Annotated in this window: 8 protein-coding genes; 6 read left to right on the forward strand and 2 right to left on the reverse strand. The window is 44.6% G+C overall.

Features of this window, described 5'->3' with window-relative positions; genetic code table 11:
- The first annotated feature begins 287 nt into the window (after positions 1 to 287).
- Both C9J47_RS24980 and C9J47_RS24985 read left to right on the forward strand, forming a co-directional pair.
- Positions 288 to 1,205: a LysR family transcriptional regulator gene (locus tag C9J47_RS24980; protein WP_107256512.1), complete on the forward strand. Its 918-nt coding sequence runs from the start codon at positions 288 to 290 to the stop codon at positions 1,203 to 1,205.
- A gap of 160 nt (positions 1,206 to 1,365) precedes the next feature.
- Positions 1,366 to 3,276: a protein-disulfide reductase DsbD gene (locus tag C9J47_RS24985; protein ID WP_107256514.1), complete on the forward strand. Its 1,911-nt coding sequence runs from the start codon at positions 1,366 to 1,368 to the stop codon at positions 3,274 to 3,276.
- A 61-nt stretch (positions 3,277 to 3,337) separates the two neighbouring features.
- On the opposite strand, the gene C9J47_RS24990 is transcribed toward C9J47_RS24985, so the two are convergent.
- Entirely contained in the window at positions 3,338 to 4,486 is a 1,149-nt protein-coding gene (locus C9J47_RS24990; RefSeq protein ID WP_107256516.1) for a GGDEF domain-containing protein, read from the reverse strand.
- A 193-nt stretch (positions 4,487 to 4,679) separates the two neighbouring features.
- Between C9J47_RS24990 and C9J47_RS24995 the strand changes: the two genes are divergently transcribed.
- From C9J47_RS24995 to C9J47_RS25010, 4 genes are all read left to right on the forward strand, one after another.
- Positions 4,680 to 5,315: a response regulator transcription factor gene (locus C9J47_RS24995; RefSeq protein WP_107256614.1), complete on the forward strand. Its 636-nt coding sequence runs from the start codon at positions 4,680 to 4,682 to the stop codon at positions 5,313 to 5,315.
- 303 nt (positions 5,316 to 5,618) lie between these two features.
- Complete coding sequence (locus C9J47_RS25000) at positions 5,619 to 6,251, forward strand: MarC family protein (RefSeq protein WP_107256518.1); 633 nt, start codon at positions 5,619 to 5,621, stop codon at positions 6,249 to 6,251.
- Between the two features lie 203 nt (positions 6,252 to 6,454).
- On the forward strand, positions 6,455 to 6,721 hold the full coding sequence (locus tag C9J47_RS25005) for a DUF4212 domain-containing protein (protein ID WP_107256520.1): 267 nt from the start codon (positions 6,455 to 6,457) through the stop codon (positions 6,719 to 6,721).
- A gap of 10 nt (positions 6,722 to 6,731) precedes the next feature.
- A complete protein-coding gene (locus C9J47_RS25010; protein ID WP_107256522.1) occupies positions 6,732 to 8,435 on the forward strand; it encodes a sodium:solute symporter family protein in 1,704 nt (567 codons plus the stop codon).
- A gap of 134 nt (positions 8,436 to 8,569) precedes the next feature.
- Here the strand turns inward: C9J47_RS25010 and C9J47_RS25015 are convergent, their stop codons facing one another.
- Positions 8,570 to 12,034, reverse strand: a complete 3,465-nt coding sequence (locus C9J47_RS25015; RefSeq protein WP_107256525.1) for a hybrid sensor histidine kinase/response regulator — start codon at positions 12,032 to 12,034, stop codon at positions 8,570 to 8,572.
- Positions 12,035 to 12,080: the final 46 nt, after the last annotated feature.

The raw sequence follows: 12,080 nt of genomic DNA on the forward strand, positions 1-12,080 counted from the left end.
AGAGGTATTGAAGACAGCAAGATGTGCCAGATGATGATTTCGAAGACGTAGATTGAGCAGGTTGCTCACAAAGCAGTAAAGTGAAGAATTAAATCTCCGCCCCATCCTAGGGCGAAGACCATGAACAAACACGGATTCCCATCGTCTTTGTTCGAGCCAAACAAGCTATTATTCCCCAACAACTTATTTGATATGTCTCAGTTTGTTACAGTTCAGGCTTAAGACAGGAAAGCCTGAACACTTATAATAGTAGATTAGATAAGCCCTGCGATAGAGGTAAAAGCGTTATGCAGCGATGCAAAAATGGTATGAAGCTAGACGACCTACGCGCTCTAATTGCGATAGCCCAGCATGGAAGTTTTAGAGCAGCAGCCAATGCGTTAGACATCCCCCCTGCGACCCTGAGCCGTCGATTACAACGACTAGAAGATACGCTTGGCAGCCAACTGGTTATTCGCGATAGCCGCAATGTGGCCTTAACCCCATTAGGGCAAAATTACTTTGAACGCTGCCAGCCATTGCTTGACGAATTACAAGCCACGACCAGCGAATTAATGGATACCAGCAGCTCGAACCCGAGAGGGGCGTTGCGTATCTCTGCCCCTGTTGGTTTGCTAACGTATCAACTCATGCCATTGTTCAATCAGTTTTTGGCACTTTACCCAGAAGTCACACTTTCGCTTAATCATTTATCGAATCAACACCATGATTACAGCCCAGAGCAATACGACGTTGTTTTTCGGGTGGGGCAGCAGCCCAACTCGAGCTTTGCCGCCGCTAAAATTGGCGAATCACAACGTACCCTCGTCGCATCATCAAACTACCTTTCGCAGTATGGTACACCGCATCACCCTGATGAATTAAACCACCATTCCCGCTTGGCTACAGTGCCAGAATTTGAGTGGGCACTCACTTATAAAACTGATGTTACACACCCAGAAACGATCTGGGTCAACTCCCCTGTACGTATGGCAATTGCCGATTTAAATAGTGTAAAACAAGCAGCAATAAGCGGGTTAGGTATCGCATGTTTACCTAACTATGTAGTAGCAGACGCCCTAGAAAAAGCCACTCTCACCACCATGATGGATGACTGGTATTCCCCACCACGTCCCATTTATATGCTGTATCAACGCTTGGGGTATGTACCAAACCATATCACGTGTTTTATCGATTTCATGCGAAATGCACTTGCAGGAACATAAATTGATTGCCCAACAATGAAACCAATATGTTTAAAAGGCGGTCCTAGAGAGTATAGTTACGGTAATGGTACTAATGAGAACGACACGTTAATGCCATTAATATGTTCCTAATGGATATAATAGCCTAATCAGGGATCACCTGTAGAAGAGTCAAATAAGCATGATTGGATTGAACAAAAATCGCGGGATACCCCGCATCGTTTCCCTCTTTTTAATACTGGGAACTCTGCTAATTAGTGTGTTTAGCTTGCCGATACGGGCTGAATTTTCGCTATCAGGGCTCTTCGGTGATACCCAAAGCACCAGCAAATTTGTCACAGTTGATGAAGCCTTTCCGTTTAATTTTAGCCAACAAGGTGATCGTGTTTACCTTGATTGGCAAGTTAAACCGGGTTACTACCTGTATCAACATCAATTATCTGTTACCGGCAATAATGCACAGCTAGGTCAGGTTGATATCCCTCCTGGTAAGCCATACAAAGATGAGTTCTTTGGCCAAGTCAATATTTATACCGACCCACTAACAGTGACAGTGCCCATTCTTGAAGCCACCAATAACTCGACAATCACCGTGCGTTATCAAGGCTGTGCCAAGGCTGGATTTTGCTACCCGCCAGAAATCCGTCAAGTACCGCTATCAGCTGTTATCGGCTCAAAAGCAAAAGTGAGTACTAACACACCAGATAGCATAGATACTCGTGAAGGTACTGACCAGCAGGCTCAAACGTCTGCCATAACACCAACAGTACAACCAACCAATACTTCAAGCCTTGCCGCAACAAACTCGGCAACGACTGCAGCACCTGCCACGCAACAAGATCAACTGGCTAGCGATCTGGCTGCTCAATGGTGGACCCCCTTCTTGTTCCTTGCTTTAGGTGTCGGTTTAGCGTTTACGCCATGTGTACTTCCGATGTACCCAATCCTGACCGGTATTGTGTTAGGGGGCGGTAAACTTAGCCAAGGTCGGGCATTTCGACTGGCCTTTATTTATGTGCAAGGCATGGCGCTGACATACACCTTATTAGGGTTAGTGGTTGCTTCTGCTGGCATGCAATTCCAAGCAGCACTGCAGCACCCTTATGTATTAATTGCATTAAGTGTCATGTTTGTATTACTTGCACTGTCTATGTTTGGGGCTTATACCTTACAGCTGCCAAGCAGTGTGCAAACATGGTTAAGTGGCCTAAGCAACAAGCAGCAAGGTGGCAGTGTCGGTGGCGTATTTGCCATGGGGGCTATTTCTGGCTTAGTCTGCTCACCATGCACGACAGCCCCATTATCTGGCGCGCTAATGTATGTCGCGCAAAGTGGCGATTTGCTAACGGGAGCCGTAGCCTTGTATGCACTCGCCATCGGTATGGGGATCCCTCTGGTTCTTGCTGCAATGTTTGGCAATAAGCTGCTACCTAAAGCTGGCAACTGGATGAACCATGTAAAAATATTCTTCGGGTTTATTTTATTAGCCGTGCCTATTTTCTTACTAGAGCGTATTTTACCGCATCAGTGGGTGCCTTATTTATGGTCTGCATTGGGCATTGCAGCATTTGGTTGGTTGTATCACATCAAAACCACCATGCCGGCATCATGGCGTAGCAGTACATTGGCTGTTGTGGCTATCTTAGGGTTATTCATTGCAACCCAGCCGTTGTATCAAGCTATTACTGGCACACAACCAGCAGCAACAAGTGAGTCAAATAACATAGAATTTCAACGTGTCGCTAATATCGACGAGCTTAATAGCGCATTAGCTGCGGCAAAAGCACAAGGCAAACCCGTGATGTTAGATTTTTACGCAGATTGGTGTGTGGCGTGTAAAGAGTTTGAAAAGTACACCTTCCATGATGCTTCGGTTATGCCCGAGCTAAACAAGTTTGTTTTGCTGCAGGCGGATGTGACAAAAAGCTCACCACAAGACATTAAGCTACTACAGGAACTAGACGTACTAGGCTTACCGACTCTCGATTTCTGGGATGGTCAGGGAAACCGAGTGCCTAATGCTCGATTGACGGGGTTTATGAAAGCTAAACCCTTTCTCAAGCACTTAAATAAGCAACAACTCGCTAACTGAATCAGATAACAGCGATAAAAAAAGAGCACATAATGTGCTCTTTTTTATACTCAATGATTATTCAACGATACTTTACGGGATCATAATACGACACGCTATCTGCGCACTTCTGCGGCTCATCAAGGTTTAGCTGGCTGCGAGCATCCCGCATATACCTGCGCATTGTTCTCACATTTACATTTGGTGCCCATTCCACAATGGTAATCATAACGGCCATTGGTTGTTCTAACTCCCCTTTCACCAACATATCACAGCAACGATGGACATGCCTTTGCATACGCTCGGCAACAATTTCTGCACCGGAAGCATCGGTATCTGGCAGCAATAAAGCAAATTCACTGCTACCGACACGGGCAATAAAATCCCGTGGGCGATACACCCCGCGCCGTAAGCCTTTGGTGGCGCGCTTAAGTAAATCGTCACAAGCCTGATGACCACATGTCATGGCATACAAATGCATCGGCTCAATATTAATCATCATCACGGTGAGATCACTGTTATGACGGCGAGCGGCCATCATTTCCCGATCCAGCATTAGCTCAAAGTGTTTATCATTTTGCAGCCCAGTAACCAGATCGATCAAGGCCACCGATGCCAGCTCCTTACGTAAACGCTTCTCTTCAAATTCATGCCAGACTGAAGCATGAAACCAATGATAGAGACACTCTCGCACCACAATAATAATGATCAGTCGGCTACCCATACTCAGAAATGTTATCGCATTATTGGTACCACCAAAGTACATATCCGTTACTAATAACGAACAGAGGATAGGTAAAACTGCCAAATACAGTGCAGGTCGATAACTAAAAAACGCAATGACCGAAAGAAATATAAACAGATCACTGTAAGCATAAACGCTAAAAAAGTGAGATTGCTGGATCAGTAATGGAAAGAGCAGCGCCCATCCACCACCCAATAAACACGCCAGCGCGACGGAAACACTTTGCCAGCGCACTTTAAATGGTACAGCCTGAACAACGAGCCAGAGCACAGAGGAAATAATACCAATCACCGCAACAAATCCACTAAAAGCAGATTTACTCGAACTGGTCGCCGTTGGCACCAACCAAAACAACTCTACGGCTACTAACGCTAATAACAATACCGAAGTACCAATAATTAACTTCCAGCCCTGCTCTTGGCGTTGAAATTGTTGTTGCTCAAAATAACGCTGGCCATCATTTCGTTGATCAATTTTTCGGATCATCTATTGATTCATTAATAATTACATTCCCTCATAACATAGCGACTATATGTTTGAACAACTTAACTACAATTTCATCATGCATTACATCACGGTTAACCAAAGGACTGATCCAGCTCTTATCTTGAGTGTTAACAAATTGATCTGGTTTTATAGCAGTGATAGCGTAACTAAAAAGAATAATGAAAAGGTAGCCATGGACGCTCAATACACGATTGTTATCGCTGATGATCACCCCTTGTTTCGTAATGCACTTTTTCAATCGGTGCATATGGCGATCAGTGGTGCCAATCTACTCGAAGCTGAATCGCTTGATACTCTGCTCAGCTTATTAGAGAAAGAACATGATGTAGATTTATTGCTGCTCGATTTAAAAATGCCGGGCGCGAATGGCATGTCAGGCTTAATTCAACTGCGTAACCAATATCCAGACCTACCCATCGTCGTGATATCTGCCAGTGAAGAGATTACGGTTGTAAAGCAGGTTCGCAGCCATGGGGCATTTGGCTTTATTCCTAAATCAAGTGATATGCGCGCGCTAATCAGCGCTCTACATCAAGTACTCGAAGGAGAACCCTTTTTTCCTGAAGGGCTCGGGGATGAAGATGATGAAATTAATGACCTTGCCCAGAAAATAGCCTCACTAACTCCCCAGCAATATAAAGTGTTATGCATGCTGTCTGATGGTTTGCTTAATAAGCAAATTGCGTATGAGTTGAATGTATCAGAAGCAACAATCAAAGCTCACATGACCGCTATTTTTCGCAAGCTCGGGGTTAAGAATCGTACTCAAGCCGTGATCATATTACAGCAAATGGATTTAACCCAATAGGTTATAAAAGCATCAGGTATTAATTTATCTTCGTTGATACCTGATAATAACCTTCAAACCAGCCCCCTAAACAGCGACTTCAACTCGATTCCATTTAAAACCAACCAAGAACACAACAATCACTCATTAGCCACTGTAAATAGTGGGGCTTTATCCGAACATGATAAATTTAAATACAATTTAATATCAAAATAATCCCATTAAAAGCATCTATTTTTGCTAACATCATTAATATCATAAAAAAAACCAGCAAAAAGTAATTATTCTTTCACGTCATTAACAGTTTTAATCTAGGGGGTTATTTTGCTCAGCGTCCTTTTCACTCAGTTCGTCCTCATTTGGGCTGTTGTCGATCCTATCGGCTCAGTGCCCGTATACCTTGCTCAAACCAGCCACCTGAATGCACAACAGCGCCGCTTAGTCGCACTAAAAGCTATTGCTATCTCTGCCGGCATTTTATTGTTCTTTATTATTATCGGTCAGATATTACTGGAAGCGATGCAGATTCCCCTACCCGCCTTCCAAGCTGCCGGAGGGCTTGTTCTGCTACTTTTTGCCCTAACCATGATCTTTGGCGAAGGTAAAGTTGATCAAGAATGTAAGCTAAGCGAACAAGAGGTCCAGCACTCTGAACTCGGTAGTTTAGCGGTGTACCCTTTAGCCGTGCCTTCCATTGCATCACCAGGAGCCATGATGGCAGTGGTGATGCTAACGGATAACAACCGTTATTCGCTGGGCGATCAAATGATCACGACATTGGTGATGCTGAGTGTTTTATTAGTCACGTTGTTATTGATGCTTGGGGCAAATAAAATCCAGAAATATATCGGCAATGTAGGGGCAGCTATTATCAGCCGAGTGATGGGCTTGATCCTTGCCGCAGTAGCAGTAAACAATCTGCTGATTGGCATCAAAGATTTTTATTTAATGACTTAGACCTTTGGCTAACACAACAAGTTATTAACATACTGATTATCCATCTCACCTCACAAAATCGCCTGTTTCTGGGCGATTTTTCAGTTTCTAACACGACTAAAGTTGCACTGTTTACTTGTGGGATCGTTGCTATTGTCTTTCTGTAACATTTTATTAACGCGCAATTTGCCGCGATTATTAACATGACGTGTAAGGAGATGACAATGGCGTTTGAATCCAAGGAGCAGGCTAAGGCCTACTGGAAAGAAAACCTCAGTACAATGGCTTACCTACTCGCTATCTGGTTCATGGTTTCGTTCGGTGCCGGCATTTTATTTGTCGATGTTCTTAACAACTTCCAAATCGGTGGCTTCAAATTAGGTTTTTGGTTCTCACAACAGGGTTCCATATACACCTTTGTTGCACTGATTTTTGTCTACGTAGTGCGTATGAATGCACTCGACCGTAAGTTCAACGTACAAGAAGACTAAGAGGTTAGTTATGGATATCCAAACCTGGACGTTTATTTTAGTGGGTCTCACCTTTTCGGTGTATATCGGTATTGCCATTTGGGCACGCGCAGGAACAACAAGTGAATTCTACGTTGCTGGCGGTGGGGTGCATCCTATTGCGAATGGTATGGCAACCGCAGCTGACTGGATGTCGGCAGCATCGTTTATTTCAATGGCAGGTATCATCTCATTCGTTGGTTACGATGGCGGTGTATACCTAATGGGCTGGACGGGTGGTTACGTACTTCTCGCATTATGCCTTGCGCCTTACTTACGTAAATTTGGTCAGTTTACTGTGCCTGATTTTATTGGTGAGCGTTACTATTCTAGAACTGCACGTATGGTAGCTGTCTTTTGTGCCATCTTCGTTTCCTTTACTTACGTAGCAGGTCAAATGCGTGGGGTTGGGGTTGTATTTGCCCGCTTCCTCGAAGTTGATATCAACATGGGTATCATCATCGGTATGGGTATCGTTTTCTTCTACGCCGTACTTGGTGGAATGAAAGGCATTACCTACACGCAGGTTGCACAATTTTGTGTTCTCATTTTTGCATTCCTTGTGCCAGCGGTATTCACTTCAATCATGATGACGGGTAACAGTATCCCACAGCTTGGTTTAGGTTCTACGCTAACAGGGTCTGAAACATACGTACTTGATAAGCTTGATGGATTAACCACAGAGTTAGGTTTCACAGCCTACACCGATGGTTCAAAGAGTATGGTTGACGTATTCTTTATCTGTTCTGCATTGATGGTAGGTACTGCTGGTTTACCGCACGTTATTATTCGTTTCTTCACGGTTCCTCGCGTGAAAGATGCACGAATTTCTGCTGGCTGGGCACTACTATTCATCTCGCTACTTTATACCACAGCCCCTGCAGTTGCCGCGTTTGCTCGTATCAATATGATTGAGACAATCAACGGCCCAGAGATGCAAGGTGTATCTGCAGAACAAGCACCAGGCTGGGTTAAAAACTGGGAGAAAACTGGCCTAGTTACGTGGGAAGATAAAAACAACGACGGTAAAATGTTCTATTCGGGCGATGAGCGTAACGAAATGAATATCAACCGCGACATCATCGTATTGGCAAGTCCAGAGTTAGCAAATTTACCTAACTGGGTCGTGGCATTGTTGGCTGCTGGTGGCCTAGCCGCTGCACTATCAACCGCAGCTGGTCTACTACTGGTTATCTCGACCTCGATATCTCATGACTTGTTAAAGAAAGGCTTTAAACCCGACATGACCGACAAACAAGAGCTATTAGCGGCACGAGTCGGTGCAGCTCTCGCGATAGTCGGTGCTGGTTACCTTGGTATTAATCCGCCAGGATTTGTTGCTCAGGTTGTTGCCTTCTCGTTCGGCTTAGCGGCAGCCTCTTTCTTCCCAGCGATTATTTTGGGTATCTTCTATAAGAAGATGAACAAAGAAGGTGCGATTGCGGGCATGCTAACGGGAATTACATTTACGGCTTCGTACATTATCTACTTCAAGTTTATCAACCCAGCGGCAAGCACACCTGATAACTGGTTCTTTGGTATCAGTCCAGAAGGTATTGGTACGTTAGGTATGTGTCTGAACTTCGTTGTTTCAATTGTGGTTAACAAGTTCACTGCTGAAGTACCGAAAGATGTTCAAGATATGGTTGAATCTATTCGTTACCCTAAAGGTGCGGGTGAAGCACACGACCATTAATCGCTAAAACATGTGTTGATAAGAAATTCACAGCGTAAGTAATACGTTGGCTAGAGCCAAAAACGGAGCACCCTGCTCCGTTTTATTTTATCTATTTATCCAATGTTCAAGCTATGTTATACCAATTCCATTAATTAGCTTTTTACTACGCTTTTCATGCGCTGATTCAATAACGCGCGTAACTTCAACGGCTTTACGGGTTTACTAATAAAACTAAAACCATGCCCTCGAATAGCCTGCTGGGTTTCTGATGTACGGTCGGCACTAATGACTGCTCCTTTGAAATTTTTACCCAAACGTAGACTACATTGCTGCAGAACTTGCAACCCAGTTTGGTTATTGGCCAAGTGATAATCACTTAATACAAACTCTGGCACCCAGCCATCTTCCAGTTGCTGAATAGTGCCTACAACGCTTTCAGCTAAACGCACATCGCAGCCCCATCGCACCAGTAACGTTTCCATCCCTAGTAATATTTCAGGCTCATTATCGACGCATAGCACACGTACTCCATTCAGTGGTGCTGCCTTTTCTGCCGCCTGCTGAGAGATCACTGTTTGTTGTTTCTGAGTTAATACCCCACGAGAAACAGAGAGCGCAAAAACAGTACCTTGACCTGGCCATGAACGTAGCGATAACGGGTGATCAAGCACACGACTGATCCCACGGGCAATTGCCAGCCCCAGCCCTAACCCGTGGTCTGCACCACTCGTTTGAATACGCGTGAATTCATCAAAAATATCCGTCTGCTTTTCGAGAGGAATGCCTGGGCCGTTATCCCAGACTTCAATCTGTAATTTACCTTTAATTCGGCGCACACCTAATAACACTTTGCCATGTGGATTATAACGGAATGCATTGGTTAAAAAGTTCTGTAATGCACGGCGCAATAATTTAGGATCAGACACAATGACGGCGTTACTTTTTAGCACTTCAAATTGAATGCCCTGTTGTTTTGCCAAAACACCAAATTCGGCGCTCAAAGTATCGAGTACTTCACGGATAGGGAATGGATGAACATTCACTTGTAGTTTACCCGCTTCTAGTCGCGATACATCCAATAAGTCACCAATCAAATCTTCTGCAGCACCGAGGGCACTTTCAATATGGCGTGACAACTTAATCGTCTCATCTTCTTTCGCAAGCTCTGATAACGAAGATGAAAATAAACGTGCGGCATTTAACGGCTGCATCAAATCATGACTCACAGCGGCTAAGAATCGACTCTTTGACTGAGCTTGTTGCTCCGCTTGTTGTGTTGCATTGACCAAGCGACGATTCAATTGTTCCAGCTCTTGAGTTCGCTTTTGTACCCGTGCTTCTAGGTGTTCATTGGCATCTTTCAACGCTTGCTCTGCTTGACGAAAAGCGGTGATATCAATAAAGCTCATCACAAAACCACCGCCCGGCATCGGGTTACCTTGTACTTCGATAACCTGCCCATCAGCACGAACACGGGAAGACGTATGCGCAGTACCTCGCAGCAAGTGATCGACCCGTTTGGCAACATGCATTTCAGGATCGCCGGATCCACATAATCCCTCCATTGCGTTATGCCGGATCACATCCGCAATGGGTCGGCCCACTTGAATTAAGCCCGGAGGAAAGGTAAATAGCTCAAGATAACGTTGATTCCATGCCACCAGCCTTAATTGCTTGTCTACAACAGTAATGCCTTGGCTAATATGTTCAATCGCTCCTTGCAATAAACCTCGGCTGAAATCAAACAACTCAGAAGCCTCATCGACAATGGTGGCCACCTCCTCAAGCTGCATATTTCGCCCTTGCAACGCAGAGGTTAATACCAGACGAGCAGAAGATGCCCCAAATACTCCAGCAAGCACTCGCTCGGTATGACGGATTAAGACACCTGATGCTTGCTGTTGAGGTAATAATGGATCTTGATGTTGTTCAGCAAATTGACGAAAAGCATGATGCACACGCTTACGACCGACAAAACGTGCCGCTAACATTTCTAATTCTGCGACGGTGACACGCGTCTGATATAAGCTCGCATTTTCAGCTTCAGGTAACGGGGCACCCACGAATGTTGCCGCTTGTAATCGTTCAGTTAACGACGAACGAGTCATCAATGATACCGACGTATATAAGGTCACATTCGCTAAAATACTGAGTAACATGCCCCAATCAACCGACGTTATACTCTGTAATATAGGAAGTTGTGGCGGGGTAAGTAGCCAAAGTAAAACGTTTGTATCTGCATTACCAGCCAGCATACTTGTTTGAGCCATCATGGTAATAACCCAAATAATCGAGCCACCAAATAACCCAGCATAAACGCCTTTTTTATTCCCCTTTCGCCAATAAATACCGCCCAATAATGCTGGGGCAAATTGCGCAATGGCAGCAAAAGACAACAGGCCTATCGCTGATAGTGATGGAATATTATCAAGTATCTGATAAAAGCCCCAAGCCGATAATAACAACAGTAAAATCAACGCACGACGTACATTCAATAACAACCCAGAGAAGGCGCTAAAGTTTTTTCCAGACACTCTTAAACGGCGTAAAACTAACGGTAAAACTAAGTCATTGGAAACCATAATCGCCAACGCAATGGTCGATACAATCACCATACCACTGGCAGCCGATGTGCCTCCTAAAAAAGCCAGCAGCGCAATACTTTCAGCCCCTTGCTGTAAAGGCAGGCTTATCACATACGTATCAGCAGACACATTCGGCATCATCAATGCCTGCCCAGCTAATGCCAGTGGTAAAACAAAGATCCCCATCAACACGAGGTATAACGGAAAAATCCAACGGGCTTTATGTAAATCTTGCGCCCGATTATTTTCGACCACAATGGTATGAAACTGGCGAGGTAAACAAATAATCGCAGCCATCGTCAGCATCGTATGAATCAATAAGCTGCCAATGTTTGGCATTGATGATTCTAAATATGATGCTTTAACCGCTTGTAAGTCAGGTAATTCAAATAACAAGCCCACCGCAAAAACACCCACAATCAAGAACGCAGCGAGTTTCACTAATGATTCAAATGCGACAGCCATCATCATACCGCGATGGTGCTCTGTGGTATCAATATGGCGCGTACCAAATAACACCGTGAAAGCGGCTAATGCGAGGGTAACCAACCACGCGGTATCCATTTCATTAATGCCAACCCCGCTACCTAGCTCAGGGGCGATTAGGTCAATCCCCATCGTAATAGCACGCAGCTGCAAAGCAATATAAGGCAGAATACCAACCACGGCGATGATCGTGACCAATACAGCTAATCCTTGAGATTTGCCATAACGAGCCGCGATAAAATCAGCAATAGACGTAATGTGTTCGCGTTTCGCAATTAAGATCAAGCGGGCAAGAATGCGCCAACCGAGGGTGAAAACAATAATGGGAGCAAGGTAAATAGGCAGGAATGACCAAGTATTTTGGCTGGCTTGACCAACCGTGCCATAAAAGGTCCACGAGGTACAATACACCGCGATGGATAAGCTATAAATCCATGGGCGATATTTTGCCATCCATTTGATTTTCTTATCGCCATACCACGCGATAAAAAACAGCAGCCCTAAATAGGCTAACGAGACCGGCACGACGATCCATCCTTGCGCCATGATACTTCCTGATTGTGTTAACGATAAGTTAACCCATACTAACCAA

Source organism: Photobacterium indicum (assembly GCF_003026215.1).
Lineage (GTDB): Bacteria > Pseudomonadota > Gammaproteobacteria > Enterobacterales > Vibrionaceae > Photobacterium > Photobacterium indicum.

What these genes read in the sequence shown, in the direction of transcription:
- C9J47_RS24980 (WP_107256512.1), top strand. Translation starts at nt 288, where the DNA reads ATGCAGCGATGCAAAAATGGTATGAAGCTAGACGACCTACGCGCTCTA.
- C9J47_RS24985 (WP_107256514.1), top strand. Translation starts at nt 1,366, where the DNA reads ATGATTGGATTGAACAAAAATCGCGGGATACCCCGCATCGTTTCCCTC.
- C9J47_RS24990 (WP_107256516.1), bottom strand. Translation starts at nt 4,486, where the DNA reads ATGATCCGAAAAATTGATCAACGAAATGATGGCCAGCGTTATTTTGAG.
- C9J47_RS24995 (WP_107256614.1), top strand. Translation starts at nt 4,680, where the DNA reads ATGGACGCTCAATACACGATTGTTATCGCTGATGATCACCCCTTGTTT.
- C9J47_RS25005 (WP_107256520.1), top strand. Translation starts at nt 6,455, where the DNA reads ATGGCGTTTGAATCCAAGGAGCAGGCTAAGGCCTACTGGAAAGAAAAC.
- C9J47_RS25010 (WP_107256522.1), top strand. Translation starts at nt 6,732, where the DNA reads ATGGATATCCAAACCTGGACGTTTATTTTAGTGGGTCTCACCTTTTCG.
- C9J47_RS25015 (WP_107256525.1), bottom strand. Translation starts at nt 12,034, where the DNA reads ATGGCGCAAGGATGGATCGTCGTGCCGGTCTCGTTAGCCTATTTAGGG.